Annotated in this window: 27 protein-coding genes; 20 read left to right on the forward strand and 7 right to left on the reverse strand. The window is 51.4% G+C overall.

Features of this window, described 5'->3' with window-relative positions; genetic code table 11:
- Nucleotides 1-118 precede the first annotated feature (118 nt).
- The 4 genes from SPIRS_RS06740 to SPIRS_RS06755 are packed head-to-tail and all read left to right on the forward strand — an operon-like array spanning nucleotide 119 to nucleotide 5,326.
- Nucleotides 119-592: a hypothetical protein gene (locus SPIRS_RS06740; RefSeq protein ID WP_148224042.1), complete on the forward strand. Its 474-nt coding sequence runs from the start codon at nucleotides 119-121 to the stop codon at nucleotides 590-592.
- 25 nt (nucleotides 593-617) lie between these two features.
- Nucleotides 618-2,447 carry an SPOR domain-containing protein gene (locus SPIRS_RS06745; protein WP_013253926.1) on the forward strand — a complete coding sequence of 610 codons (1,830 nt, stop codon included), beginning with the start codon at nucleotides 618-620 and terminating at the stop codon, nucleotides 2,445-2,447.
- Between the two features lie 9 nt (nucleotides 2,448-2,456).
- On the forward strand, nucleotides 2,457-4,568 hold the full coding sequence (ligA, locus tag SPIRS_RS06750) for an NAD-dependent DNA ligase LigA (RefSeq protein ID WP_013253927.1): 2,112 nt from the start codon (nucleotides 2,457-2,459) through the stop codon (nucleotides 4,566-4,568).
- Complete coding sequence (locus SPIRS_RS06755) at nucleotides 4,568-5,326, forward strand: TylF/MycF/NovP-related O-methyltransferase (RefSeq protein WP_013253928.1); 759 nt, start codon at nucleotides 4,568-4,570, stop codon at nucleotides 5,324-5,326. Before ligA ends, SPIRS_RS06755 begins: the two co-directional genes overlap by 1 nt.
- A gap of 24 nt (nucleotides 5,327-5,350) precedes the next feature.
- Here the strand turns inward: SPIRS_RS06755 and SPIRS_RS06760 are convergent, their stop codons facing one another.
- Complete coding sequence (locus tag SPIRS_RS06760) at nucleotides 5,351-5,695, reverse strand: hypothetical protein (protein WP_013253929.1); 345 nt, start codon at nucleotides 5,693-5,695, stop codon at nucleotides 5,351-5,353.
- Entirely contained in the window at nucleotides 5,680-7,305 is a 1,626-nt protein-coding gene (locus SPIRS_RS06765) for a PEGA domain-containing protein (RefSeq protein WP_013253930.1), read from the reverse strand. The genes SPIRS_RS06760 and SPIRS_RS06765 overlap by 16 nt, the downstream gene beginning before the upstream one ends.
- Before the next feature lie 60 nt (nucleotides 7,306-7,365).
- Here SPIRS_RS06765 and SPIRS_RS06770 point away from each other — a divergent pair, with 60 nt between their 5' ends.
- Nucleotides 7,366-7,935, forward strand: a complete 570-nt coding sequence (locus SPIRS_RS06770) for a hypothetical protein (RefSeq protein ID WP_041866001.1) — start codon at nucleotides 7,366-7,368, stop codon at nucleotides 7,933-7,935.
- Nucleotides 7,936-7,946: 11 nt separating this feature from the next.
- Nucleotides 7,947-8,390 carry a DUF192 domain-containing protein gene (locus SPIRS_RS06775; RefSeq protein ID WP_013253932.1) on the forward strand — a complete coding sequence of 148 codons (444 nt, stop codon included), beginning with the start codon at nucleotides 7,947-7,949 and terminating at the stop codon, nucleotides 8,388-8,390.
- 20 nt (nucleotides 8,391-8,410) lie between these two features.
- Here the strand turns inward: SPIRS_RS06775 and xseB are convergent, their stop codons facing one another.
- The 3 genes from xseB to SPIRS_RS06790 are packed head-to-tail and all read right to left on the reverse strand — an operon-like array spanning nucleotide 8,411 to nucleotide 10,488.
- A complete protein-coding gene (xseB, locus tag SPIRS_RS06780; RefSeq protein ID WP_013253933.1) occupies nucleotides 8,411-8,635 on the reverse strand; it encodes an exodeoxyribonuclease VII small subunit in 225 nt (74 codons plus the stop codon).
- Entirely contained in the window at nucleotides 8,622-9,845 is a 1,224-nt protein-coding gene (xseA, locus tag SPIRS_RS06785) for an exodeoxyribonuclease VII large subunit (protein WP_013253934.1), read from the reverse strand. The genes xseB and xseA overlap by 14 nt, the downstream gene beginning before the upstream one ends.
- Nucleotides 9,846-9,894: 49 nt before the next feature.
- Nucleotides 9,895-10,488 carry a tetratricopeptide repeat protein gene (locus SPIRS_RS06790; RefSeq protein ID WP_013253935.1) on the reverse strand — a complete coding sequence of 198 codons (594 nt, stop codon included), beginning with the start codon at nucleotides 10,486-10,488 and terminating at the stop codon, nucleotides 9,895-9,897.
- 57 nt (nucleotides 10,489-10,545) lie between these two features.
- Here SPIRS_RS06790 and SPIRS_RS06795 point away from each other — a divergent pair, with 57 nt between their 5' ends.
- Nucleotides 10,546-12,207: a glycoside hydrolase family 13 protein gene (locus SPIRS_RS06795; RefSeq protein WP_013253936.1), complete on the forward strand. Its 1,662-nt coding sequence runs from the start codon at nucleotides 10,546-10,548 to the stop codon at nucleotides 12,205-12,207.
- A 10-nt stretch (nucleotides 12,208-12,217) separates the two neighbouring features.
- Here SPIRS_RS06795 and SPIRS_RS06800 read toward each other — a convergent pair whose 3' ends face one another.
- Together SPIRS_RS06800 and SPIRS_RS06805 are read right to left on the reverse strand one after the other, a co-directional pair.
- A complete protein-coding gene (locus SPIRS_RS06800; protein WP_013253937.1) occupies nucleotides 12,218-12,817 on the reverse strand; it encodes a flavodoxin family protein in 600 nt (199 codons plus the stop codon).
- Nucleotides 12,818-12,856: 39 nt separating this feature from the next.
- Nucleotides 12,857-13,576, reverse strand: a complete 720-nt coding sequence (locus tag SPIRS_RS06805) for a FadR/GntR family transcriptional regulator (protein WP_013253938.1) — start codon at nucleotides 13,574-13,576, stop codon at nucleotides 12,857-12,859.
- A gap of 190 nt (nucleotides 13,577-13,766) precedes the next feature.
- Here SPIRS_RS06805 and SPIRS_RS06810 point away from each other — a divergent pair, with 190 nt between their 5' ends.
- The 13 genes from SPIRS_RS06810 (at nucleotide 13,767) to SPIRS_RS06870 (ending at nucleotide 25,604) form a co-directional block, all read left to right on the forward strand.
- Entirely contained in the window at nucleotides 13,767-14,708 is a 942-nt protein-coding gene (locus SPIRS_RS06810; RefSeq protein WP_013253939.1) for a dihydrodipicolinate synthase family protein, read from the forward strand.
- Between the two features lie 5 nt (nucleotides 14,709-14,713).
- The gene (locus tag SPIRS_RS06815; RefSeq protein ID WP_013253940.1) at nucleotides 14,714-15,718 is read left to right on the forward strand and encodes a ribokinase; all 1,005 of its coding nucleotides are present in this window, start codon (nucleotides 14,714-14,716) and stop codon (nucleotides 15,716-15,718) included.
- 8 nt (nucleotides 15,719-15,726) lie between these two features.
- Nucleotides 15,727-16,368: a KpsF/GutQ family sugar-phosphate isomerase gene (locus SPIRS_RS06820; protein WP_013253941.1), complete on the forward strand. Its 642-nt coding sequence runs from the start codon at nucleotides 15,727-15,729 to the stop codon at nucleotides 16,366-16,368.
- 103 nt (nucleotides 16,369-16,471) lie between these two features.
- Nucleotides 16,472-17,320, forward strand: coding sequence for an ABC transporter substrate-binding protein (locus SPIRS_RS06825; RefSeq protein WP_013253942.1), 849 nt, complete (start codon nucleotides 16,472-16,474; stop codon nucleotides 17,318-17,320).
- 69 nt (nucleotides 17,321-17,389) lie between these two features.
- Nucleotides 17,390-18,136, forward strand: coding sequence for an amino acid ABC transporter ATP-binding protein (locus tag SPIRS_RS06830; protein WP_013253943.1), 747 nt, complete (start codon nucleotides 17,390-17,392; stop codon nucleotides 18,134-18,136).
- A gap of 16 nt (nucleotides 18,137-18,152) precedes the next feature.
- Nucleotides 18,153-18,803, forward strand: a complete 651-nt coding sequence (locus SPIRS_RS06835; protein ID WP_013253944.1) for an amino acid ABC transporter permease — start codon at nucleotides 18,153-18,155, stop codon at nucleotides 18,801-18,803.
- 3 nt (nucleotides 18,804-18,806) lie between these two features.
- A complete protein-coding gene (locus tag SPIRS_RS06840) occupies nucleotides 18,807-19,463 on the forward strand; it encodes an amino acid ABC transporter permease (protein ID WP_013253945.1) in 657 nt (218 codons plus the stop codon).
- 15 nt (nucleotides 19,464-19,478) lie between these two features.
- Nucleotides 19,479-20,594: an alanine racemase gene (alr, locus tag SPIRS_RS06845; protein ID WP_013253946.1), complete on the forward strand. Its 1,116-nt coding sequence runs from the start codon at nucleotides 19,479-19,481 to the stop codon at nucleotides 20,592-20,594.
- 45 nt (nucleotides 20,595-20,639) lie between these two features.
- The gene (locus SPIRS_RS06850) at nucleotides 20,640-21,824 is read left to right on the forward strand and encodes a pyridoxal phosphate-dependent aminotransferase (RefSeq protein ID WP_013253947.1); all 1,185 of its coding nucleotides are present in this window, start codon (nucleotides 20,640-20,642) and stop codon (nucleotides 21,822-21,824) included.
- A 173-nt stretch (nucleotides 21,825-21,997) separates the two neighbouring features.
- Nucleotides 21,998-23,017 carry a PTS transporter subunit IIC gene (locus tag SPIRS_RS06855; protein WP_013253948.1) on the forward strand — a complete coding sequence of 340 codons (1,020 nt, stop codon included), beginning with the start codon at nucleotides 21,998-22,000 and terminating at the stop codon, nucleotides 23,015-23,017.
- Nucleotides 23,018-23,028: 11 nt separating this feature from the next.
- Nucleotides 23,029-23,235 (forward strand): YwbE family protein, encoded by a 207-nt coding sequence (locus tag SPIRS_RS06860; protein WP_013253949.1) that lies wholly within the window; start codon nucleotides 23,029-23,031, stop codon nucleotides 23,233-23,235.
- A 36-nt stretch (nucleotides 23,236-23,271) separates the two neighbouring features.
- A complete protein-coding gene (locus SPIRS_RS06865) occupies nucleotides 23,272-25,071 on the forward strand; it encodes a cache domain-containing protein (protein ID WP_013253950.1) in 1,800 nt (599 codons plus the stop codon).
- Entirely contained in the window at nucleotides 25,068-25,604 is a 537-nt protein-coding gene (locus tag SPIRS_RS06870; RefSeq protein ID WP_013253951.1) for a cupin domain-containing protein, read from the forward strand. The genes SPIRS_RS06865 and SPIRS_RS06870 overlap by 4 nt, the downstream gene beginning before the upstream one ends.
- The last annotated feature ends 7 nt before the right edge of the window (nucleotides 25,605-25,611 follow it).

Below are 25,611 nucleotides of genomic sequence, written 5' to 3' on the forward strand. Positions count from 1 at the left end.
GCATGGAAGAGGTGCCGGTGCAAGCGGAGCAAGGATTTTCCCATTCTCTGGTTATCCTTTCAAAAAAAATGTCGATATTCTGAGATAGAGAAGCATTATGCGGAAAGGAGATGTCCTTATGCACCGAAATTATGCAAAACGGGTGGTAGTGCTCGGCGTGATCCTCTCATCCATGTTCCCCCTGTTTGGTTTCGGCGAATCCATTCTCGTTTCGACCCACTATCCCGGGGCGAAGCTGTTCGGGAAGGAGGTCGCCACCTTGTGTGAATCTGGTATCATGGACAGGCTCTTTGGTGCGGGGCATCTTGTCTTCTCGACCGAGGTGAATGAAGTAGCCTATCATCAAGACTTCGAAGCCAGTTCGGTCAGAATTGCGAAAAATTGTGGTGCACAGTACCTGCTTGAGGTCAGAATTGATTTTGCAACTACAGTTGCGGATGTCAACGACCCCGAAAAAGCCGTGTACCGCCTCTACGATGTTGCCGGAGATCACGAGCTGAGTGAAGGGAGCTTCCCCTTTTCCGAGTCGGACGAGGAATCACTTGAAACAGCAGGGGCCGGGCTTGCTTCGGTGGTCTTGGAACGGCTGTAACGGCCTGATATGTGAGGAGTAAAGTATGAAACGTTTGAGAGTCATGACAACCATTCTCATGGTGGCATGCCTGTCGCTGAATACCGGTACGCTTATCGGACAAGGTGAAGTTTTCGAAGGGAGTATTGCCGTCGGTAATTATGGCAGATTGCCTGCCTCCGGTCTCTATGCTGCCTCCAATGCCTTTCCCAAGAATAGTACCGTTCGAGTGACGGATGCCTCTTCCGGGAAGAGTGTGGATGTTCTGGTCGTCGAAGGCCTCAGTAATCCCAACATTTTTTTACTTTTAAGTCCCGAAGCGGCAGAAAAGGTGGGGATGGCTTCGGATGATGTGATCAGGGCTTCCGTTCTTGAGATTCCCGCAGGAGATCCTGTTCCCATAAGTAGTACGGCCGAACAATCTGCTAATCCCGATCCCGATATCAATCCAGCGGCTTCTGTTCCTTCCGATGGGGAACAGGCAATGATCGCCGCTTTTATTGAAGAAGAGCTGGCCGCTGCCGATGGCGCGGAAGCCGAAAAAACAGCGCTTGGCGATTCGAAGTCTCCCGAGGCGGAAGCGGTCGAGCCTGTCGTAAAAGAGGAAGAAACGAAAGAGGCATCAGCACTTCCCCCGGCTGAACATACCAGTGGACCCGATATCCCCAGGGCGATTGCTCTTTCAGAGGGCCTTCCCTCCGATGATTCGAAAGAATGGGTCGGTGTCGAAAGCCCGGCTTTGCCCGAGCCACCGGCCGGTTCCCCAGTCGAATCGGCTTCCTCTGGGCCGGGGATCAGCGGTCCCGTCATAGCCTCTCTTCCCTCCGGAACGGAACCCTCTTCGGTTGAATCGGGATATGGCTGGTCGTCGCTTCCCGAACCCGAGGTGAGGGAAGGGAGCCAGGCCCTTGCGGCTGAAGGTTCGGCCGGTGAAGTTGCCTCCTCTTCCAGACCGGTAAGGATCCTTGCTCTTCCCGTTCTCAATGCAGCAGGGACCGATGGGACCGGCTGGGATCGTGTCGATACCCCTCTCGTACCTCGGCCGCGTGAAGACCGGCTTATGGCAGGCAAGGCTCCCACAAACGGGTCCTACCGGATTGCGGTATCAGATATTCCTCCGCTTCCCGAGTCGGCGGAATCGATATCTTCCGGCCTCCTTCTTGCATCGGCCGAAGAACGGGTTGCCCCCGAAGCCGAGGAGCGTGCCGATGTTTCTGCTCTTGCCGAGCCTTCCCTTGCGGAAAAGGGTGAGGAGCCGGGAAAGGAAGAGATACCCGCGGGACCGCTCCTTGCAGAGGGTGACGGTCCTCGTCCGCCTGCCGAGACGGAGTCTGAAAAGGATGCCGGGGCCGCGGTTCCCGCCCCTCCCGAACGGCAGATTGCCTCTGTGATGGTCGACGAGGGTGAAAGTGCCGGTCCCATACCCGAAGATGCCGAACTTGTAATCGAGAGCGCCGACGCCAGGCCTCCCCAGGTCGATACGGCGGAACTTGATGCAGAGGAAGCGTCAAAGAAAGCGGCAATCGAAACGCTCCCTGAAGCCGAAAAAGCGGCTGTGGCGGTCGATACATCGTCCGAGTCGAAAGCGACTGTACCCCAAACGACTTCCGCACCGGTTCCCATTGATTCCTACCTCGTCAGGGACCTGGATGAGCATGCCTACTATCTGCAGATCGCGGTGGTTAAAGAGGCTGATGCGGCGGGAAGGCTTGCACAATCCCTCGCTTCCACCTATCCTGTAACCATCCATCCCAAAGACGACGGAGCCGGCTATCGTGTGATGGTGGGGCCTTTACGCAAGGACGAGAGCGGCGCACTGCTGCTCAGTTTCAGAGCCGGTGGTTACCGTGACGCATTTTTACGAAAGGGGAACTAAACCGCGGCAATGAACGACGAGGTACAGAAGCAGAAAGAGAAGGCAACCGAGGAGGTCCGCAGGCTTGCGGATCTCCTTTTCCGTTATAACCGTGCCTACTATATTGAAGGCAAGCCTGAGGTTTCCGATACCGAATACGACCGGCTCTTCCTTCGGCTTCAGGAATTGGAAGAGCAGTGGCCGGAACTAAAACGTGAGGATTCTCCTACCCTTCGGGTCGGAAGCGATCTTTCTTCCGATTTTCCGGAAGTGGAACATCGCGTTCCCGTGCTCAGTCTGGATAAGGCCTACAGTGTCGAAGAGTTACTCGGCTGGATGGGGCGCACCAGCGGCAGGGAGGCCTCGGGTCTCTCCTTTGTCGTCGAAGAGAAGATCGACGGGGTTTCCATTGTACTTTACTATCGGGGCGGGATCCTGGAGAGGGCTGTCACCCGGGGAAACGGTTATGTCGGTAACGATGTAACCGACAATGTCAGGACCATAGGTTCCGTGCCTCTCCGTCTCACCGAAGCGGTCGATATTGCCGTGCGCGGTGAGATCTATCTGCCCAAGGCCTCCTTCGAAAGCTTGAATCGGAAGATGGGAAATCTCTATGTGAATCCCCGGAACCTTGCCGCCGGAACCCTTCGGCGGGTCAAAAGCCGGGAAGTCGCAGAGGTACCCCTTACGATCTTCGTCTATGAAGGGTTCTTTTCCGACGGACCCAAAAGTCATCTGGAAATTCTGGAATATCTTCAATCCCTCGGTTTCAGGACCAATCGACGTGTCGGAATCTTTACCAACCGAACGGACCTTGCCGACTTTTCCAGGCGTCACCCGGACTGGCAGAGCGGAACCTGGGATGAGCTTGAGGGGTATGTGCGTACGAGTACCGAAGAGCGGGGAAGCCTCGACTATGAGATCGACGGTCTTGTCGTTAAAATAAATGAGCTGGATGTGCGGGATCGCCTCGGCTATACGGGACACCATCCCCGCTGGGCCATTGCATACAAATTTGAAAGCCCTACCGGCACTAGCATCATCAAGTCGATAGATATCCAGGTGGGACGCACCGGGCGAATCACCCCGGTCGCACGGGTGGAACCAGTATTTGTAGGTGGTTCCACCATCAGCAACGTCACCCTCCATAACCAGGATTACGTTGATATGCTGGAGATTGCCGTGGGCGATCAAGTGAGTATCTCCCGCCGTGGCGATGTGATCCCCGCGGTAGAGGAGGTGGTGGCAAAAAATGAAAGCGGAAATCCCGTCTGGAACATGCCCCTTCTTTGTCCCTCCTGCGGAAGCAGCCTGCAAAAAAAGGGAGCCCATACTTTTTGTTTGAACCTCTCTTGTCCCGACCAGGTGCGAGGGCGACTTTTCTTTTTTATTGCCGCCGGACAGATGGATATCGATGGTCTGGGCCCCGAGACGGTGGACCTCATGATACGCGAAGGTTTCGTCAGTGAGCCTGCCGATCTTTACCGTTTCGATTATGAGAGACTGCTCCCCTATCCGGGCTTCGGCGAAAAAAAGATCGAGGCGATAAGACGGGGGCTTGAGAAAAGTCTTACGCGCCCCTTTCATACGGTCCTTGCCTCCGTCGGAATCCCGGAAATGGGGAAAAAGGTTATCGAGCTGCTCATCTCCGCCGGTTTTCGTTCCATGAAAGCTATCTATGCCCTTGTGGACCAAAAAAATCGCGATGCCTTGATTGCGGTAAAGGGTATAGGTGAAAAGACCGTGGATACAATCTTTGAAGAGCTCGGTCGCGAGGCTGTACGCAAACGGATCAATGAACTTGCAGAGGTGGGCCTGGCAATGGAGGAAGAAGAGAAACTCTCCATTGCCTCCGAACAGCTTATCTTCGCCGGGCAGAGTTGGTGTGTCACCGGGAGTTTTCAGCACTTCAATCCCAGGGGTAAGGCTATGGAACTGGTCTCCCGTTTCGGAGGATCGGTGGTAAGTTCGGTCTCGGGGAAGACAAGCCACCTCCTCGCCGGAGAAGGGGGGGGCAGCAAGTTGACAAAGGCAAGAAGCCTTGGAGTGGAGGTCCTCTCCGAGGAGGAGTTCCTCGACTTGCTCGCTTCCGCCGGGATCGAAATTCCTTCTGCCGATGCTTCGGGAAAGGGGGCTTCGTGATGGGACAGCCCATCGGTGAAGACGAGCGCTCCGCCGCCGAACTGCTTCAAAGCAGAGGCTGGGGAGTCGAGGCTCCCATGCAGTTTCGTTCCGACATGGAGGAAGCTTTTTTCTCTCTTTGGCGCCGGGTCGAACCCTTTACCATGACCAGCCTTGAACGGGGGTACGCCCTCTATCGCAGTGTCCTTCACCTTTTGAATCGAAAACTTCCCGGTTCTTTCATCGAGTGTGGGGTTTGGAAGGGGGGATCTGCCCTCCTGATGGCCCTGACCATTCTTGCGGAGGGGGCTAGGCCGAGGGATATCTATCTGTTTGATACCTTTCGGGGCATGCCCGAACCGGGAGAAGAGGATAAGATCGCCTGGAGCGGCGAGTCTGTTAAAGGGCGATGGAAGCGACAGGACTTTGCCGACTGGGCAGTAGGCAGGAAGGAGGTAGCCGAACGTATTCTTTCCATAGGCTATCCCCCGCAACGGCTCCATCTTGTTGAGGGGGACGTCGAAGAAACCCTTCCCCCCTTTTCCCATGAAGCGGGCCCCGTCGCCTTACTTCGTCTCGATACCGATTGGTATGCATCTACCCGAGTGGAGCTCGAAGTGCTTTATCCCCGTCTACAACGGGGAGGGGTTCTCATTATCGATGATTACGGCCACTTTACCGGTGCCCGAAAGGCTGTGGACGACTATTTTGGAGGAAGGGAAGATGCCCCTCTTCTTTCCCGTGTCGATTATACCGGCAGGGTAGGGGTAAAACCCTGATATGCCTTCCAAAAAGGACGATGTCTACCGATTTTTTCTCGGCCTGATGTAACTGTGCAGTTGTTCATTACTCCTCCCGCTTAAGGCAGCGATGAGAAGCTCGATGCTTTTCCGATAGTCGGGATATCGCAGCCCCAACCTCGATACGTAACGTCGTTCATTCTCGACCCGCTTTTGTTTCTCCCTTCCCAGTAAACCGAAAAGAAAGCGGTAGTTTTCTTCTTCCAGGAAAAGAGCGACGATGGCAAGTTCCCGATCCGAACGACGCATCAAGCGATTGGATGATTCTGTAGCGGATAGGGAATGCAGGAGCGAGATGAGCCTTGCTTCGGGGCTTTGCCCTTGGGGCCGCTTTACGGGATGATCCATATTCCCCCACCGGCACTGTAGTCCCACTCTCCCGATTCGGGATTCCACTCGATGCCTGAAGCAAGAGAGATTGTGGTAATGCTGTTTGGCAACAGCCAGTGCAATTCGAGCCCCGAGGAGATGGGCCATGCCGCTGCAACCCCTTTCTCAAGGCTCTTGCTTCGTATCGCCGTGGAAAAGGCAAGGCTAAAGGGACCTGCATCCAGCAGAATGGCCCCCCTTCCATAGGCCCAGGCCGTCACCCTCCCTTCGCTTTCTTCTTCCTCATCACCAATCCGTTCGGTGCTGACCATAAGTTCGGGAGCCAGAGCCACGCGTATCGGGGATAGGGAGAGCGAAAAGGGGAGGCTCAGGGATATACCGGTAAAATTGGTACAAGGATCGATCGAACTGTTGTGGAAATATCCCCCCTTCACCAGAGCGGCTGCCTCCGGAACTACGTTCCCTTCACCTTGGAAAAGGGTTTTTGACCACGAAAGGCTTCCGAAAGGAATATCGCTCCCCGGATTACGGGCGATCATACCGCCGGAGATGACTATCTCCTCTCCCTTTTTTCGTGCATATCGCAGGGAAGCTACAGCAGGGATCTGGTAGTCGGATCCTCCTGCGTGGGCTAAAAAGATCATCCCCGCCTGGAGGCTCCCTTGCGGAAGGCTCGGCGGCAGAGGGCAGAAAAGCGTTCCTGCCGCACCGTTGTAGACCGGACGGGAGCGCAGATCGATGCTGCGGTCCACCGCTATCGGAGTTTCAACACTCAAGGGAAGATCCCCCTGCATTGCCGTGATCACAAGCCGATATTCGCCCTCCCTCGCTATCTGCCCCTTCGTATCCCTGCCATCCCAGACGATTCTATTTAAGCTCCGGGTAAAGCGCACCGGGAAGGGGCCTGCCACGATCTCTCCCCCTTGGCCGACGATGATCATGCTTCCGTCGCCCGGGGCAGACACGGTAACAGAGGCGATGACGCTGCCATATGTGCCTGGATCTGTCGGGTCAAATCGCTTCCGCGTAGCGGATATCTGTTCAAAAACAAAGGGAACCGGTACAAGATCGATCGATATACGGCTAAGCTTTCCTTCTTCAACGGCCACCGTTTTCCGTTCCGTTTCATAGCCGAAGGCACCGATCTCAAGTTCGTAACTACCAACCCCGAGTTGTTCCTCTTTGCCCGGCGTGAAGGTTTTCCATCCGCTGTGAATTTCGGCATCCTGAGGGGTCGTTTCTATCAGCAGGGAACCCTCTATCGCTTTGAGAGATAGTTCGACCTTTGTATACTCATCGCCGATATGGGAGAGGGAAATCGAGGCTCTTCTATAGCCGCTTTTTTCCGCCTCGATCAGATAATTGCCCGTCGGAAGGTCCAGAAGAAGCGGGCTATTTCCCTTTACCTTTCCATCCACCTTGATCCGTGCACCCGTGGGAATGGTGACGATACGTACCCCCTGGTCGGCCTCTTCGAAATGCTGCTGTTGGTAGGAACTCTCGATAGCTGATGAGGGACCGGCCGCGGCTGCCTTACGAATGGCAGGACCTGAATAGGAGGTACATCCTTCCAGGAGCAATAGTACGCTCAGGCCTATGACCGCCGCCGAAATACGAAGAGGTTTCATGCCTCTATTATAACCAAAATTCCGGTAAGATCCTGCCTGATTTTGGCCGAATATGGAGGTATGAGGTTGCGGCTGCCATATCTGCTTTTTATCCTTCTTTTTCTCTCGACTTTTTGCCGTACCTCTATGATCTGGGCCCAGAACGCGGATCAGGCACAGCACGATCCTCCTCCTACCGGTTTCGGAGAAATTCAATTGGGCCTCTCCTTTGCGGATGCTGAAGAGGCTCTCAAACGCGATCCGAATTTTTCTTATCGGGGGAAAGCCGATGTCTCCATGCTGCGGAATCCCAACGAGCGGATGATCGAAACCGGCGGTCTTGGTTTTATTCGCCGGGCATACCTGCAATTTCATGATGATCGACTCTACTCCATTGTTCTCGATATTGACGGGCAGCTGATGGATCACTACGCTCTCTATACGACCTTTGTCGGCAAGTATGGCCCCCCTAATGTCTTTACGCCGGATGAGAGTCGGTGGCAGGGCGAAACGAATGCCTTCATTCTGGAGCGTAAGGGGCTTCGGGTGAAGTATCTTGATACAGAGCTTCTGGATGAGATTCGCCGCTCAGGGGCCATCGACCAATCCTTCGAGGAAATGACGAGGGATCGGTTTTTGCGGCAATTTTAACGGGAATGGTGATGAGGCTAACTGTAAGGTTTCTCTTCGGCTTCTGTTTTTTCCTTGTACTGCTTTCCGGCTGTAAGGGGGAACAAACCGTCAAGCTGCTTATCGGCGCGAAAGAATTTACCCTGGAAGTCGCAGATGATCAGCAGGAGCGGGTCAAGGGTTTGATGTTTCGCGAAAAACTGTCCGAGGATCGAGGCATGATCTTTGTTTTTGAACACGATCAGCTGCTCGGATTCTGGATGAAGAATACCGAAATTCCGCTCTCCATTGCCTACCTCGACGGCTCAGGTACCATTGTCGATATTCTGCCGATGATACCGCATGATCTGCAACCGGTATACTCTTCAAGGTCGGTCAGATATGCCATAGAGCTGAACCGCGGAGCATTCGAGACTGCCGGTGTAAGGGAGGGAGATCGCATCGATCTTGCTCCCCTGACATCGCGGCAGCCTTAACGGCTGTCGGCTTGAAGCGACTACTGCCCGAAAAGCTCCAGGTTCGGTGTTTCGTCCGGGGCTTCCGGTTCATTGACGAGTATTTCGATCCTCCGTTCTATCTTCGAAAGCTCCTTTTCAAGCCCCTTTGCAAGGTCCATTCCCTCTTCGAAGGTTGCCATCGCTTCAGCCAGGGAAAGGCTCCCTTTTCTCAGTTGATCATTTAGTTCTTCAAGTCGGGCCATCCGTTCTTCAAAGCTTTTCACTGTGTATCTCCTCTATCGTTGCATCTACCGACCCCTTTGCCAAGCGAATGCAAAGTGCTTCCCCAAGCCTCTCTTCCGCTGCGTCGGTAACCAGGCCGTTATCCCGTTTTCGGCTTACCACCGCATACCCCTTTTGGAGAATTGCCAGGGGGTTTGATGTCTCCAGCTCCTTGATAATCAGGGCCAGGCGATGGCGCTCAGCCGTTATCTTCTCGCCTATGGCCCTGACCGCCTCTTCCCGTTGATCGTCAAGCTCAAGGCGCCGCGGTTGGAGCAGTCGCTGCATCCGCTCTTTCATCTCCTCGCCTGAGAAACGCTGAAGGAGGATTCTTGCCTTTTCTGCGCCGCGAAGCAGATTATCTCGCATCTCTCCCGCGATAGCCCCGACCCTCAGCAACAACGCTTCACGTTCCTCGCAGACAAGTTCCGCCGCGGCCGAGGGGGTGGGGGCCCTGAGGTCAGCCGCAAGATCCGAAAGGGCCGTATCCGTCTCATGCCCGACCGCTGAGATGATGGGAATCGTGCTTTCGGCAACTGCCCTGGCCACCGCTTCTTCACTAAAGGGCAAGAGGTCTTCGAGACTGCCGCCTCCCCGTCCGATGATGATGACCTCTCCCATGTTGTAGCGATTCGCCCTTCTGATTTGGGCCGCTATCTGCTCGGCGGCTCCGTCTCCCTGAACCAAGGTAGGTAAAATGGTGATATCGACCCCTGCACCTCGACGCCCCAGTACCTGCAGAATGTCACGTAGGGCGGCTCCCGTGGGACTGGTGATCACCGCGACCCGCGCTGGAAAGGGTGGGATGGGTTTCTTCTTCTCCAGGTCGAACAATCCCTCGGCGGCAAGCCTGCGTTTGCGTTCTTCCAGCATCGCAAGGATAGCCCCCTCGCCCGAACGGACCATGGTGTCGCATATGATCTGGTAGTTCCCGCGTTTTTCATAGACAGAGAGATTTCCGCTTATCTTGACCGTTATCCCGTCTTCCGGGTAGAAATCGACCCTCGCACTCTTTCCCCGAAACATGACAGCACTGATGACCGCGTCCTGATCCTTAAGGGAAAAATACCAATGGCCGGCTGCAGAGGGACGAAAATTCGATATCTCGCCCTCCACCGCAACCGATGAGAAGCCGCTTTCGAGCCGCTCCTTGATGAGAGCCGTAAGCCCGGAGACGGTGTAAAAGGCTTTGGATTCCTCTTCGAATAGCATGCCGACATCCTATACGTAAAACAAACCAACCGCAATTATGCCTTACGGATTAATCCTTTGTTTTTGGACGTTCCCTCGTTTCAATCTGTTTATGAATACGTTTAAGATTCACCCTTGCAAGGGTTCTGAACTCTTCCGGAGTCGGAACCTTAAGCACTCCTTCAAGCAGGGGTTCCGCTTCGGCCGGTCGTCCGGCAAGCATGTAGGCCATGGCAAGAGCATACATGGTCCGGTAGTCGTCGGGGCCAAGTTCATTTGACTGTTCAAGCCTCCGAATGCTTTTCCCCTCTTCTCCGAGGTGGTGATATACGACTCCGAGGTTGCGCTCTATGGATGGATTTCGATCATCCAGTCGTTCAGCCTCCTCAAGTATCTCTCTGCTCAGCCCATAATTTCCAAGTTTGAAGTGGGAACAGCCCAGGGCCTCCAATGCCTTTGCATCATCTCCCCACCGTTTCCTATAGTAATCGAGGGCCTTAACCGCTTTCCCTGCCTCTCCGCTTTCCATCCATGCGGTACCGGCAAGCCGAAGTGCTTCCCTCTCGTCCGGCTCTTCCCTGAGAATTTCAGTCAGGATTTCAAGCGCGTCAAGGTAACGATTATCCATTATAAGCAGCTGTGCTCTTTGTATTCGTTCTTCCATCTTGCCCTCTGGCTATAATATAATGACGGCTGAGAAAAAAGGGAAACGGGGGATGCAATGGGACAGCTGCACCGTGACGATAACTGGTGGAAAGAGGGCGTAATCTATCAAATCTATCCGCGAAGTTTCTTTGATGCCGACGGAGACGGGGTGGGGGATCTCGACGGGATACGCACAAGGCTTGATTATCTTCGGGAGCTTGGGGTTTCAGGGATCTGGATCAGCCCGATCAATAAAAGCCCCATGTTCGATTTCGGCTATGACATAAGCGATTATCGGGAAATCGATCCTGTATTCGGGGATATCGAGGCCTTCCGTCGGCTTTTGGACGAGGCCCACCGTCGCAACATTGGGGTGATCATGGATATGGTGTTCAACCACACCAGCGTTCTCCATTCCTGGTTCATTGAAAGCCGTTCATCAAAGGATAATCCTTATCGCGATTTTTACGTATGGCGGAAACCGAAAAAGGGCGGACGGGTGCCGAATAACTGGAAGGCCTCCTTCGGCGGCAGCTGCTGGAGTTTCGACGAGAAAAGCGGTGAGTATTATCTCCATTCCTTTTTGCCGGAACAGCCGGATCTGAACTGGGCGAATCCCCGCTGCCGGAAGGCGATTTTCGACGAGCTTGAGTTTTGGCTGAAGGAGGGCGTGGATGGTTTTCGCCTCGATGTCATCAACCTGATCGGTAAAGACCCCGAATTTCGGGACAACCCCTTTACCTTCGGCTGGCCTCCGAGGCCCTATGAGATGCAGCGCCATCTCTACGACCGCAACAGCCCCGCCACCGGGGACTATCTTCGTCAGCTTCGCAGGCTCCTTAATCGATATCCGGGAAGCTTTGCGGTAGGGGAGATCTATCTCGACAAGCCCGTTGATCAGGAACTCGCAGCATCCTTTACCGGTGTGCAGGATCAGCTTCATCTGGCCTTTGATTTCTCGCTTACCTTTTCCCCCTGGTCCGCCCGTCGTTTCGGTTCGATTTTCGAGGGACAATATCGTGCAGCCCTGCGGTACGGTGGTACTCCCTGTTTCGTTTTTTCAAATCATGATGTTGTTCGTGCGCTCAGTCGCTATGCCCCCTCTTCGGATCGGGAGATGAAGGAAGCCGTGGCGAAATTGATCGGAGTGATGTTGCTGACCCAGGGAGGCACACCCTTTCTCTACATGGGAGAGGAGATCGGAATGGAAAACGCAGCGGTTCCCCGCTCCCGCCTCGCCGATCCTGTTGGAATTCGTTACTGGCCCTTTCATAAGGGACGCGACGGAGAGCGGCTTCCCATGCAGTGGGATGGCGGCCCCTGCGCCGGTTTTTCCTCGAATCCCGATGCGAGACCATGGCTTCCTTTGCACCCCAATTATCAAGAGGTGAACGTAGCGGATCAACAAGGCAGGGCGGGATCGGTCCTATCCTGCTTTAAGGCCCTAATAGCCCTTCGTTCAAAGTATCCCGCGCTTCGGCGCGGCGGTTTCACGTTGATTCAGGCTGAGGAGAAAGAGCTTCTTGTCTACCTGCGGGAAGCCGATACGAAAGAACGTTTTCTCGTCTGCGTTAATTTTTCATCAAAAAGACATCAATCGCTGAAGGTGGAGAATGGGAGATGGCGAAAGCTTTTTTCCACCCATGCCTCAGATTTTTCGGAGCAGGGGACGCAAGTTGTTATTGAACAGGAGAGCATGCTTGCGCCTTTAGAAGGGATGATCCTTATTTCTCAGTGAAGCTTCCTTCTTATGCGATTGTGCCTTGAAACGAGGCGGTAAAGGCTTTTCCGGCCGATTCCGCCTTTTCCCGTGACGATGGATCTTTGGCAACAGATCCCGGATAAAAATGGGCTGGGAAGGCAAGCTCTGCGAAAATCTCATAGCCGACGACCTTAATAGCGTCCCTCATGGCGACGATGGTATATCCCATCTCCTTCGGATCTATTTGTTCGCATACCCCAAAGACCAAGGCTTTTTTACCTTTTCCGCTGAGCCGGGAGCTGTAAGGCCCCGGCCGTTGTTGAGAGAAATCGAAATAAGGATAAAGACGGTCGATGAAAGCCTTCATCCAAGGCGTCATGTTGTAATTGTATGTCGGCGATCCCAGGATAATACCATCCGCTTTTTCTATCTTGGGATAGAGCAGCTGCATACCGTCGAAAAACTGAGTGCACCGTTTCTCTTTTCGGCACTTCTCGCAACCGATACAGCCTTCGATATGATATGAAGGCAGATGGATATACTCAGCTTCTCCTCCTGCTTTCCGAACACCCTCAAGCATGCAAGAGATGATCGTTCTGGTATTTCCATTTTTTCGCGGACTTCCGTTGATTCCAAGAATTTTCATGATGCTGCCTCGGCCCGCATCATACCCAGTGCGGCTTTCTCAGGTCAAGGAAAGATGTTCGATTTTATTTAGGGTGAGTCCGATATGCGATTCCATAACCGCTTTTGCCTGTGCCGCATCATGCTTTTGCAGGGCCTCAAGCATTTTATGGTGGTCGGTGATACTTGTTTCAATGCTCCCATGTACATAGCCGGTCTTGCCAAAGCATTTGACGAGCAGATCGCGCAGGTACCTGTACAGCGACATAAGAATCTTATTGCCGGTGGCATTGATGATTGATTGATGAAGTTTCAAATCAAGAAGGTTATAGGCATCTATCTCCCCTGTTTGGGCCTTAGCATCAAGTTCTTCCACAATTCGGGTAAATTGTGAGACGAAATTCGGCGGAGGATTCTGGGTTACATCGTATATTGCCTGAACTTCAATAATCCTGCGCGTTTTTGTGAGGTCGAGAAACAATTCTTTCTGTTCGGGAAGATGAAAAACAAACGACGCCATCAAGGTTTCTAAAAAGTAGTCGAGATTGTTGTTTTTAACAAAAACACCTTTACCCTGTTTTGTTTCCACCATACCCCGTGATTCCAGAGAGCGTATGGCCTCTCTGATGGAGCGCGTTCCGACATGCAGCTTTGCCGATAGTTCAGCCTGAGAAGGTAATTTATCTCCCGTCTCCAAATTGTTCTCGACGATAAAGTCTTCAATCGCACGAGTTACTTCATCGGAAATTTTCATGCGTGGTAACGGTAAAATGTCTTTCACATATACAACCTTTTGCCTGCGATGCATCATGCATAAGAATTTTTGTGCACCGCCGATGTGAGTGGATTATACGCCATCATGGACTTATGTCAAGAGTTTAGTGAAAAGTTTAGTTGACATATGACATAAGTCATGATAACGTTTTTTTGTCTTAAGGAATCAACTTAACGAATACAAGGTGTTGAACAGAATGCGAAAAGAAATTGTAAGTGGTGTATATCCTACGATGGTGACGCCATTCAAAGAGAATCTTGCCATAGATTATGAAGCACTTGAGTGCCTCATGAACTGGTATAGTGAAAAGGAAATTGACGGCCTGTTTTCCGTATGTCAGTCCAGTGCGATGTTTGAATTATCGAGAAGGGAACGCAAGCAGTTGTGCAGGAAAACAGTTGAGCTATCCAGGGGAAGGTTCCCTGTCATGGCATCGGGCCATATCTCAGATAGTATTTCGGATCAGGTTGACGAATTGATGGATATGGCAGAGGCTGGTGCAGACGCACTTGTTTTGGTTTCCAATAGGCTTGCATCTCCCGACCAGAATGATACCGTCTGGCTTACGTCCCTTGAAAAGTTGATGGCGGCTCTTCCCGATACCGTTCCCCTTGGCCTCTATGAATGTCCCTATCCCTATAAACGGCTTCTCTCCGAGGAAGTCCTTATTGCCTTGATTGCGACAAAACGCTTTCAATTCATTAAAGACACCTGCTGCAGCCCCTCTCTCATAGCAAAGCGTGCTGCCTTGGCAAAGGGAAGCAACGTAAAGTTTTTCAACGCAAATGCAGCGACACTTCTCTATTCGCTCCGGCAGGGATATGCCGGATATAGCGGAGTCATGGCCAACTTTCATCCGGAACTCTACAGGAAGTTATGTCACGACTGGGAGAGCATGGGGAAAAGCGCCGAAGAACTCCAAAACTACATTGGAACCGCTTCGGTCATAGAATATCAATCCTATCCTGCCAATGCCAAGTATGCACTCATGAAAGAAGGTATTTTCTCAACTGAGATATGCAGGCGTTCTGATGCGCGATACACGATTTTGAGCGATTCACAGCGGCTTGAGGTCGATCAGTTTCGCGCACTTTCGGCGGATATGTGTGCCCGATTCCTGTCGGAGCGGGGAGCGTAATAGAGATGGCAAAGCCCCCGAGGATCTTGGTGGTCGGAAGTTTTGTGATGGATCTGATCGTCACAACAGAGGTGTTTCCCGGCTCTGGCGAAACGGTGTTGGGGAAATCCTTTGCAACGGCTCCTGGAGGGAAGGGTGCCAACCAGGCGGTTCAAGCCGCCCGCCTGGGAGCCGATGTCACGATGATCGGTAAGGTCGGAGATGATGAGTTCGGAAGGACTCTGGTTCATTCCTGTGAGAAGGCTGGGATCAATACCCAATACGTGACGGTCGCAAAGAAAACCGCTTCCGCGGTTGGAGATGTACTGTTGGAAGAGGTGGCAGGCAAGGGGACGACGAATCGGATCATCGTTGTGTCCGGTGCAAATATGTCCATCGGGGCGGAGGATATATCCTTCGTAAAGGAGATTGTCGACCAATATGCAATGGTGATGTTGCAATTGGAGATTCCGATGGAGATCAATGAGTTGGTAGTCGAATATGCCTCATCAAAAGGGGTACCGGTCATGCTCAACTCCGCACCGGCTTCCGCACTATCCGATGACTTGCTTGCAGGGCTTAGCTACATCTCGCCCAATGAACATGAGATACAGGCGCTTACCGGAATACCCATCAGGAAGGAAGATAAACGGGTTAACCGTGATGATCTAAGAGCCGCAGCCGAGGTGTTGCTGAAAAAAGGCGTGAAGAATGTGCTTGTTACCTTGGGAAACGGCGGTTCTGCGCTGATTAATAGGAATGAGTTTCTTGTGCAGCCCTGTATCGATGTGGTGGATGTAAAAGACCCGACGGCAGCCGGGGATTCGTTTGTAGCTGCGTTTGTGAGCGGACTGGGTACCGGAATGAACCATGAACAGGCGTTACTGTTCGCAAGTTATACGGCGGCATTGACGGTGTCGCGTCCTGGTGCACAGCCGTCGTTGCCGTATTTGAGCGCGGTTACCGATTTAATGGCCAAAGGCCGGGAACAGGGCGTCGAGCCGAACCTGTTGGATGTGCTGAAGGGATAGGAGAAGCCATGGAAGAGTTGAAAGCGGGACAGGAGGCTCTGGACCGATTTGTCGATACGGCAAGCAAAGCGTTCGGCCGGTATGCCGAGCTTATTACGAGGGACATGTACGAGGATGCGGTCGAACTCATTCTTGCCGCTGAAAAACGGGGGAATCGGGTGCATATCACCGGAATCGGGAAGCCGTCGCATGTGGCAGAGTATGTAGCCTCATTACTCTCCTCTACCGGAACCCCGACCTACTACTTGCACGGGACTGAGGCGGTGCACGGTTCTTGCGGCCAATTGCTTCCCGGGGATGTTGTCATTTGTATTTCCAATAGCGGGGAGACGGTGGAACTGAAGGCCACTGTCTCTGCGATCAAAAGAAATGGATGTACGGTTATTGCGGTGACGGGAAATGCCAGCTCGTGGTTGGCACAGGAGGGGGATGCACATCTGTTTGCTGGGGTCCCCGAGGAAGGGGGCCCTCTTGATCGCGCACCGCGGATTTCGGTACTCGCTGAAATTCTCATTCTTCAGGGCTTAAGCGTCATCTTGCAGAGCGTTCGGGGAGTGAGCCCTGAAGAGTATGTGATGTGGCACCCTGGCGGAGCATTGGGCCAGTTGCGAAGCCATGAGACGAAGGCAACAGGGAGGCAGGTATGCTGAGGGGGCCGTGTCTTCATACGGAATTTGCAATCATAAATAGTTGACATATGACATAAGTTAGCATACCATTATGCATACTTCATTCAGATTAAGGAGGACGACAATGCAAGTACGATTTTTACAGAAAAAAAGTATCATCCTTTTGGCCTTGGTGATGATTCTTTCCCTTTTGGTAGGGGCTTGTTCAAACGGAGGACAGTCTGCTGCTAATGCGACAAAGGTACAGGAGGATGCACTCCAGAAGATTCTGAAGAGTGGAAAATTGGTGATAGCCACAGACCTGACAGGACCGCCTGTTCAGTACAAAGATGCGGAAGGAAAGCCTGCCGGATTAATCGTAGAGCTGATGGAGCTTGCTGCGAAGGAGTTGGGTGTAGAGATCGAATGGCAGGACATGGCTTGGGAGAGCCTGATTCCCTCTTTGACTGCCGGTAAGGTGGATATGATAGCGGCAAACATGTCGATGTCCTTATCGAGGGCAAAGGCGATCCGTTTTTCCGATCCTTATATGTTTACCGGTGTGTATGCGATGGTGCGGAAGGATAGCGGTATTCGGGATTGGGAAGAGTTGCTTGAACCCGGCAAGATCCTGGCGGCAACAATGGGTTCTTCTCATGCGACCTACCTGAAGGAAAACTATAACTACGAGCCAAAACAGTATGAAAGTTCAACCGACTTTATCAATGAGCTGAAAAACGGGAGGATCGACGGTGTAATGGATGATGAACTCCTTTTATTGGAGTTTTGTAAGCAAAATCCAGAATTTACCCTCACTGCCAACCCCGTACGTCCCGATGTGTACGGCTTGGCATTCACGCAGGGAAATCAGAACGATACCTTGGTTGATTGGTTCAATTGGTTTTTGAAATGGGAAAAGCTTAATGGAAATTATGGAACAATCTACAAGAAATTTGTGGGCAAGGATTGGACGCCAAACCCAGTAATCCAATAAGCTTAAAAGGCACAACACTTTATGCGGAGGAGGGGAGCCTCTTCCGCAATGTATTTTCAGGAAGGTTCCATGAAGAAAGAAGAACTCGTTAGAATTACCGATCTATCATTCAAATACGGCACTACACAGGTGCTTTCCGATTTAAGTCTCACTGTGGAGGAAGGCGATATACTTGTTATCTGCGGTCCCAGTGGTTCCGGAAAGAGTACCTTGCTGCGTTGCATCAATCAGCTTGAACACAGTCACCATGGCAGCGTAAAAGTTCTCGGCATGGAGATTTCCGGTGGCAAAAAGAACCGAAAGAATTTGACTGAAGTTAGAAAGCGATGCGGAATGGTATTTCAGCATTTCGATCTGTTTCCCCATCTCACGGTTTTGGACAATGTTGCAATCGGGCCCATAAAGGTAAAGCACGAAAATGAGGCAGAGGTAAAAGAACGGGCGAAGAAGCTGCTCGATCTTGTTGGTTTATCCGAAAAATATGATGTGTATCCTTCGCAACTATCCGGCGGCCAAAAGCAGCGGGTTGCAATTGCACGCTCTCTGGCAATGAATCCCGAACTCATGCTTTTTGATGAGCCGACCAGTGCTCTTGATCCGGAAATGATTAAGGACGTCTTGTCGGTTATGAAGGACCTTGCACTTCAAGGAATGACTATGGTTATTGTCACCCACGAAATGGGTTTTGCCCGTGAGGTTGCTACAAAGGTTTGTTTTCTCGAACGAGGGGAAATTCTTGAGCTCACAGATAAAGATCAGTTTTTTCATAATCCGACGAGTGATCGAGCAAAAGAATTTTTGAGAAAAATCCTTTAGCCATCGGGAGTGTGTCATGCAGATATATATTATTATCCAGTATCTCCCAGATTTCCTCAAAGCGGCATTGGAGACATTGAAAATTGCGTTTTTCAGTGCTTGTATTGCGCTTTTTTTGGGACTCGTTCTGGCGACTGTAAACCAGGCAAAGATTCGGCTGCTTTCCATGATTATCGATGCATACACGATTATTATGCGTAGCACTCCACTATTGGTGCAGTTATACTTTATCTATTACGGCTTGCCGCTTCTTGGTATTCAGGTAAATCCGTATGTGAGTTCGGTCATAGCTTTTTCGCTAAACACAGGAGCCTATGTCGTTGAGATTTTCCGTGGAGGCCTGGAAGGTATCGATAAGGGACAGTTTTACGCCGCCTATTCTCTTGGCATGGGTTGGTTTGCCTGCCTCCGGTATATCATTTTCCCTCAGGTCCTACAGCGGGTTATTGCTCCGCTTTTGTCTCAATTCTCATATCTGATAAAGGATACCAGCCTTGCTGCAGTGTTAGTCGTCCAAGAATTGACATATACCTATCGAAATGTTTCCTCCTCTACCTACAGGCCGATGGAAGCCTTAGTCATACCGATGATAATTTATTTCTTGCTCTACATTGTGTTCAGACTTGCTAGTATGTCCTTCGAAACCAAAAAGGCAAGCAGGGGGTAAATCATGTTCTTTGAAGATATTTCCGTATTGCATCAGATCCTCCGCCTTGGAAAAGCATTTCTTATCAATCTCTCTTTCTTACCAATAGTTTTGCTTATCGGTCTTATACTGGGTTCTGTTATTGCCGTTGTTCGGTATTATAAGATACGTATTCTGTCTCAGTTTTTCTCCCTTCTTGTCGAGATCATCAGGGGAGCCCCTTTCTTGCTTCTGGTATATGCAACGTTTTTTATTCTTCCCAATATCGGGATTTCCCTTTCTCCTTTTGGAACGGGCGTTTGTGTATTGTCTTTCACGTCATCCGCCTTTATGTCCGAAATTTTCCTGAGTGGACTTCGCAGCATTGATACCGGGCAGTATTTTGCCGCTGATTCGATTGGCATGAATTTTTTTCAGAAAATGACGTTGATCATTTTTCCGCAGATGATCAAATTAACGTTGCCTTCGATCGTTGGTCAGGTGATTATGACGATAAAGGATACTTCCATCGTATCACTTGTCGGACTTGCCGAGGTGGTGAGAACATCACGACAGATGTCTTTGCTGACGCAAAACTCTTTTCTCGCATTTCTGATCGTGGGCGGGTATTTTTTTGTTATCTGTTATCCGTTGATTCTCGTTTCTAAAAATCTGGAACGGCGTCTTAGTACTCGCCACTAGTTTGAGGTTACTTTTATGCGTCCTACAAAGGCCCGTATCGATTTAGATCTGTATCGTCATAATATTCGAGTCATTTCGAAGAAAACCGGCGGCAGGAAGATCTGTCTGGTGGTCAAAGCAAATGCATACGGCCACGGCTCCGTAAAGATGGCAAAGGTCGGTATTGAGGCCGGTGCACAGGCTCTTGGTGTTGCTACCGTGGATGAGGCTCTTGAGCTTCGGGAGGCCGGAATTGCGGCACCTATCTTTCTATTTACGGTAGCCGACGTTTCCGAGGTCCCCCAGCTCGTTAGATTTGACATTATTCCCTTTGTCTCCGATTTGGCATACATCAAACAGATTGAACGAGAAGCCCAAAACCAGGAAAAAGTGGCTATGGTCCATCTCAAGGTTGATACCGGTATGGGACGGCTGGGTTGTCGACCCGAAGAAGCTTTGTCTCTGGCAAGCTTTGTCGGTAATAGTAAAAACCTTATGATGGGAGGGCTCTGTACGCATTTTTCCCTTTCGGATATCTCTGATCGTGCTTATACGCTTTTACAGATTAATAGGCTTAACCTACTTGTAGATACTCTTCGGTCCCAGCATATCCCTTATGGGCTTGTGCATGCTGCGAACACCGGTGCGATTATTCAGTATCCGGAGGCTTATTACGACATGGTAAGGCCTGGTCTGGGTATCTTTGGGTATCCTCCCGATCTTATCCATATGGGGAGGGATAGAGCAGATCTTAGACCGGTTCTGTCCATGGAGACAAAGATCGGACTCATTAAGACAATAAAAAAGGGTGAGAGTGTCTCCTATGGGAGAACATTTGTTGCTGAGAACGATACGCATATCGGTGTCGTAGCGGCCGGTTTCTGCGATGGCTACCCAAGAAGTCTCTCAAATAAAGGATTTGTCACAATCAAGGGAAAACACTATCCGGTTATCGGAATGGTCTGCATGGATCAATTAATCGTTGATCTTGGTCGGGATCTGCAGGTAGACCCGGACGATACAGTGGTCTTACTGGGCCATGGCCGTAATGAACCGACAATGGTCGACCTTACCCAGAGGGGTAATATCATCGTTAATGAAGTTATTTGTCGAATTCCTGCAAGAGTTCCCAAGGTCTACATCAATGAATAAATCTTGCAGCACATATTACCACAACTATTCGCAGAGGAGAATACTATGGGCAATCATCAGCAGATGAGATTTGGAAGCAAAAAACTACACTGGCTTGTTCCCGACGCTTTTGGTTTTATCCGTGAGATGAAACTGAAGCCTCCAAGAAACTTTGATACGTTTATCGACCTCTCCATCGGCGCCCCGAACCGGGCGACACCAAAAAACATTCTTGATCAATTTGTTCAGGATGTTTATGTAGAGAAATATCACACCTACCCACCCCAATTCGGGGCAATGGAATTATGTGAAGCCGTCGCAGCGTGGTATGAGAAACGCTTTGCCGTTCGTATTGATCCCCGGACCGAGGTATTAATTACCGTGGGAATCAAAGAAGCGATCTTCAATGCATTTCACGCATTGCTCAACCCCGGTGAGGTTCTTGTCATTCCGGATCCCGGTTATCCGACCTATTTCGAGGCGGGGGATTTTTGCGGTGCCAAGTTGATCACCTATAACAGTAACGCAGACGAGGCTGCTGTTTTGCAGGAGATCGAGGCAATTGCCGAACTCCATCATCCAAGTTATGTCGTCGTCAATTATCCTTCAAATCCGACGGGTCGACTGGTCGGCATTAGCTTTTATGAACAACTTTCCCGGCTTGCTTCTCGTTACGATTTTGCAATCATGAGCGACCTGGCCTATTCGGAGATAGCTTTCGATGATAGGCGTGCTACAAGTTATCTTACAGGAAACAACGGAACCTCCATGGCCTTGGAGTTCTTTGCCTTTTCAAAGACATACAACATGGCGGGATGGCGAGTCGGCGCGATTGTTGCCCAAAAAGAGATCCTCGATGCCGTGAAACTCTACAAATCAAAGATCGATTCGAATGTGTTCTATCCTATACAGCTTGCCGCCGCGACGGCACTAAAGAGTATGGATGAGACATTTTATCAGGAACTTTCATCGATGTATCAAAAGAGACGTGACATTTTGTGTGCGGGATTGTCTGCATGTGGACTCCGTTTTACGAAACCGGAGGGTGCCATGTATGTCTGGGTGGAGGTCCCTGCCGGCATGAATGCCTGGGATTTTATCCAGGCGCTATATGATGATTACGGCTTTGTGGGAGTTCCCGGCACGGCGTATGGAAAGAACGGTGGAGGATATATCCGCTTAGGCCTTGTCCAGGAAGAAGCGGTACTGGAAGAGGTTGCTAAGCGTCTCGGATCGGGAAATTTCGCATAGGCTTCGTTTACGCGGTCGGCGAAGATATCAGCATGTTTTTCGAATAAGCGGCCGTGGATTAGCTCCATGGCCGCTTTCTCTACTCATGGAATGGTGGTAAACCGACACCTGCGGCTTGCCAAAAGCGCAAATATGATTACCATAAGCAAAACCCTCTGTAAGGAGAGCAGCGTATGTCAAAGCCGGCAGGGAAGGTGAAAAAGTACATTATCAACGTTCTTAACGGGATGGCTCTCGGGCTTTTTGCAAGCCTCATCATCGGGCTCATCTTGAAACAGATAGGTACCTATGCGGGATGGAGCCTGCTTGCCCGCTTCGGACAGATTGCTCAGTACATGATGGGCCCGGCCATCGGCGCCGGTGTTGCATCATCGGTCGGGGCAGGGCCTCTCGGTATCTTCGCGTCGATTATTACCGGAGCCGTGGGAGCCGGGAGTGTCACCTTTTCCGATACCGGTGCGCTTCTTCATATTGGTGAGCCGGTAGGCGCACTCCTGGCCGCCTTGGTGGGAGCCGAGTTCAGTAAGCTTGTCCAGGACCGGACAAAGCTCAATATCATTCTGGTGCCCGCCGGTACCATCATCGTCGGTTCCCTTACCGGTGCTTTTCTTGCTCCCTGGGTTGCCAAGCTTATGGGTGCCATAGGCGCCTTTATTAATCTGCTTACCACCCTCTATCCCTTACCTATGGGGATCCTCGTCGCAACGACCATGGGTATCATCCTGACCCTACCCATATCGAGTGCGGCCATCGCAATCAGCTTGGGTCTATCCGGGCTTGCCGCCGGGGCTAGTACCATCGGCTGCAGCTGTCAAATGATCGGGTTTGCGGTGATAAGCTTTCGGGAAAATCGCTGGGGAGGTTTGATCAGCCAGGGGCTGGGAACCAGCATGATCCAGATCCCCAATATCGTCCGAAATCCCAGGGTGTGGATTCCGCCGATTATTGCCAGCGCCATCTTGGGACCCGTTGGAACGGTTCTTTTTCATATGGAAAACAACCGCATCGGAGCAGGCATGGGAACCAGCGGCCTTGTAGGTCAATTTGCAACGATCGAGACCATGGGCCTCAAGGCAATTCCTCAGATCCTTTTGCTGCATTTCATTCTTCCCGCCCTTATTTCGCTGGGGATCAGTGAATGGATGCGACGTAAGGGGTGGATTGCCGAAGGCGATATGGATCTCAGAGTATAGAGGAGGATACGATGAACGACGGTCGCTATCGTAAAAATATCAAACCCGGCATGGAGGTCGCCATCGTTCTGAAAAAGGACCAGCGAAGTGGGGCTCTGACCGAGGGGAGAGTGGATCGGCTTCTGACGAAATCCGACTTTCATCCACATGGCATCAAGGTAATGCTTGAGGATGGGCAGGTGGGAAGGGTAAAGCAGATCTTCAAATCGGAAGAATAAGTTGTACTTGAAGATGAGCTACCTTACAATAAGGAAATGAGTCAACATCGCAGCAAAGGTGGGTCAATTAAAAGCCGATTTATCGTAATTGTGCTTTTTTCCCTCTTGCCTTTTCTTCTTGCCGTGGGATCCTCTACCTATGTTGTGTATCTGCTTTCCGCAGATTACCTTCAGACCCAGATGAAGAGCTCTACTCGGACGCTCCATAATCTGATCGGCTCGCTTTTGAGAAATAGCGTGCGCTCTTATCTTCGTTCAAAGGTGGAAGTCGGTGTCGATATCGTCAAAGAGGCGCTTCGCGAACAGGGATTGGCTGACCTTCCCGAAGAGGAGTGGCCGGTCTCCCTCCCTCCGGAGCTTGAAGAGCGACTGGTAAACTCGCTTTTATCCTTCCATGTCGGAGAGTCCGGTTACTATTACGGTATTCGTAGTGATGGTACCGTCTTTTTTCATCCCGATCCCAAAATTGCAGGTAGTAATCAGCGTGAGAGAGAACCGGTGAAAGAACAGCTCTTGCTTCGTAACGGCTATCTTGAATATCGATGGCGTAATAGCGATGAAGAGGAACCGAAAAATAAAGCACTCTATATGGCATACATCCCCGAGCTCGACTGGATACTTTCGGCCACCAGCTATCGGGAAGAATTTGTGCATATCATAGATTTGGCAGCCTTACGCCGTACCATCAACTCTGTATTGATCGGTAAAGGCGGGTATTCCTATGTTATCGACAGGGCCGGGACCTTTATCGCCCACCCCTACCTCTACGGGAAGGACGCGCGAGGATACATGCCCGCCGATGAATTTAGCTCGATTCTTCAACGTTTTTATGCGGAAGGAGAAGGGATTGCCAGCTACTATTGGCGCACTCCATCCGGAAATAAACGGCGCCTGAAGATCGTAAATTTTAAGTATATCCCGGATTTCGACTGGATTGTTGCGACGGCCTTTTACTGGGACGAGATCGGCAGGCCCATCCACCGTATCGTTTTCTTTAACCTGCTTATGGCCTTTCTCTCCTCTGTCGTCCTTTTTGCCCTTGTATACCGGGCAAACACCTCAATCGGGCGCCATCTTATTCGTATAAGCGAGGCCCTTGAACGGGCTTCTGCCGGAGATCTCTCATCAAGAAGTGCCGAGGGAGGACCAAGGGAGATTCGGGAGCTTTCAAAAAACGTTAATCGTTTTCTTGAAGAGTTGGAGAACAAGACCGGTTCCCTTGCCGCAAGCCTGGAAGAAAAAGAGCGCCTCCTCCAGGAGATCCAGCATCGTGTAAAGAATAATCTTCAGATGATCCTCAGCCTTATCAATCTGCAAAGAAACGGAGTTCTGACGGAAGAGGCCGTAAACGCCCTTGAGAAAACACACCGGAGGATAACCGGAATGGCCATGGTATATGATCATCTTTCCCGTACGAGGGAGCAGATGATCGGAGATCGTCTTTCTGTTCGAAATTTTCTGGAGGAATATATTGCGCAAATTGTTTCCTCTCACAACAGCGTCAGTTGCAACGTTGTCAATCGTATTGATGCCGTGATGTTTTCGAGGGACCTTTCCATTTATTGCGGAATGCTTGTAAATGAGCTGATTTCGGCCGCAATAGATTCCAAGGCTATCGGAGGGCAATCGGTCCTTATCGATACGGAGCTGTGCGACGAGGGGGAAAATGTGCGGCTTACAATAAAAACCGACAGTGCCGCCTTTGCCGAAGGGGATCTTCCTGAAGAAGAGTTGGTTGACGTCCTTTCTCAGCAAATCCACGGAACGGTACACCGAGAGGTTTTTGACGGGGGATCACGCTTTGAGATCAGATTTCCCGTGGGAAAGGCGGTATGATACATGAGGAGGGACGGGTGGAAGCGATCGTGAAGCGACTCATTGATATACTGGGACTTGAGCCCCTTCCTGTAGAGGGAGGGTATTTCAGGCAAAGCTACCGATCGAAGGCGGCGCTTACGGGCGGGCGTCCCGCAGCAACTGCCATCTATTTTCTTCTTACCGCTCCCGACGGCTTTTCGGCACTACACCGTCTGGATGCAGATGAACTATTTCACTTTTATCTTGGAGATACGGTGGAAAGCCTCTTCCTTTACCCCGACGGCAGGATGGAACACATGGAATTGGGGCAGGATATTCTTTCCGGCCAGAAGCTCCAGGCCCTCTGCCCGGCGGGAACGTGGCAAGGCCATCGGATCAAACCGGGGGGGACCTGGGCCTTGATCGGTTCCACAATGGCTCCCGGTTTTTCGTCGGACTGTTTTACGGGAGGCGAACGGACGGCACTTATGGATAGCTATCCCGAAGCCTCGGGACTAATAGCAGAGCTTACCCGACCGGGAAGTGATGGAGCCATGCCCGAAGGGTATTGATGGAACG

This window comes from Sediminispirochaeta smaragdinae DSM 11293, from assembly GCF_000143985.1.
Taxonomy (GTDB): Bacteria; Spirochaetota; Spirochaetia; order DSM-16054; family Sediminispirochaetaceae; genus Sediminispirochaeta; species Sediminispirochaeta smaragdinae.

Coding starts and splice junctions, on each gene's coding strand:
- SPIRS_RS06740 (WP_148224042.1), top strand. CDS start 119: ATGCACCGAAATTATGCAAAACGGGTGGTAGTGCTCGGCGTGATCCTC.
- SPIRS_RS06745 (WP_013253926.1), top strand. CDS start 618: ATGAAACGTTTGAGAGTCATGACAACCATTCTCATGGTGGCATGCCTG.
- ligA (WP_013253927.1), top strand. CDS start 2,457: ATGAACGACGAGGTACAGAAGCAGAAAGAGAAGGCAACCGAGGAGGTC.
- SPIRS_RS06755 (WP_013253928.1), top strand. CDS start 4,568: ATGGGACAGCCCATCGGTGAAGACGAGCGCTCCGCCGCCGAACTGCTT.
- SPIRS_RS06760 (WP_013253929.1), bottom strand. CDS start 5,695: ATGGATCATCCCGTAAAGCGGCCCCAAGGGCAAAGCCCCGAAGCAAGG.
- SPIRS_RS06765 (WP_013253930.1), bottom strand. CDS start 7,305: ATGAAACCTCTTCGTATTTCGGCGGCGGTCATAGGCCTGAGCGTACTA.
- SPIRS_RS06770 (WP_041866001.1), top strand. CDS start 7,366: ATGAGGTTGCGGCTGCCATATCTGCTTTTTATCCTTCTTTTTCTCTCG.
- SPIRS_RS06775 (WP_013253932.1), top strand. CDS start 7,947: ATGAGGCTAACTGTAAGGTTTCTCTTCGGCTTCTGTTTTTTCCTTGTA.
- xseA (WP_013253934.1), bottom strand. CDS start 9,845: ATGCTATTCGAAGAGGAATCCAAAGCCTTTTACACCGTCTCCGGGCTT.
- SPIRS_RS06790 (WP_013253935.1), bottom strand. CDS start 10,488: ATGGAAGAACGAATACAAAGAGCACAGCTGCTTATAATGGATAATCGT.
- SPIRS_RS06795 (WP_013253936.1), top strand. CDS start 10,546: ATGGGACAGCTGCACCGTGACGATAACTGGTGGAAAGAGGGCGTAATC.
- SPIRS_RS06800 (WP_013253937.1), bottom strand. CDS start 12,817: ATGAAAATTCTTGGAATCAACGGAAGTCCGCGAAAAAATGGAAATACC.
- SPIRS_RS06810 (WP_013253939.1), top strand. CDS start 13,767: ATGCGAAAAGAAATTGTAAGTGGTGTATATCCTACGATGGTGACGCCA.
- SPIRS_RS06815 (WP_013253940.1), top strand. CDS start 14,714: ATGGCAAAGCCCCCGAGGATCTTGGTGGTCGGAAGTTTTGTGATGGAT.
- SPIRS_RS06820 (WP_013253941.1), top strand. CDS start 15,727: ATGGAAGAGTTGAAAGCGGGACAGGAGGCTCTGGACCGATTTGTCGAT.
- SPIRS_RS06825 (WP_013253942.1), top strand. CDS start 16,472: ATGCAAGTACGATTTTTACAGAAAAAAAGTATCATCCTTTTGGCCTTG.
- SPIRS_RS06830 (WP_013253943.1), top strand. CDS start 17,390: ATGAAGAAAGAAGAACTCGTTAGAATTACCGATCTATCATTCAAATAC.
- SPIRS_RS06835 (WP_013253944.1), top strand. CDS start 18,153: ATGCAGATATATATTATTATCCAGTATCTCCCAGATTTCCTCAAAGCG.
- SPIRS_RS06840 (WP_013253945.1), top strand. CDS start 18,807: ATGTTCTTTGAAGATATTTCCGTATTGCATCAGATCCTCCGCCTTGGA.
- alr (WP_013253946.1), top strand. CDS start 19,479: ATGCGTCCTACAAAGGCCCGTATCGATTTAGATCTGTATCGTCATAAT.
- SPIRS_RS06850 (WP_013253947.1), top strand. CDS start 20,640: ATGGGCAATCATCAGCAGATGAGATTTGGAAGCAAAAAACTACACTGG.
- SPIRS_RS06855 (WP_013253948.1), top strand. CDS start 21,998: ATGTCAAAGCCGGCAGGGAAGGTGAAAAAGTACATTATCAACGTTCTT.
- SPIRS_RS06860 (WP_013253949.1), top strand. CDS start 23,029: ATGAACGACGGTCGCTATCGTAAAAATATCAAACCCGGCATGGAGGTC.
- SPIRS_RS06865 (WP_013253950.1), top strand. CDS start 23,272: ATGAGTCAACATCGCAGCAAAGGTGGGTCAATTAAAAGCCGATTTATC.
- SPIRS_RS06870 (WP_013253951.1), top strand. CDS start 25,068: ATGATACATGAGGAGGGACGGGTGGAAGCGATCGTGAAGCGACTCATT.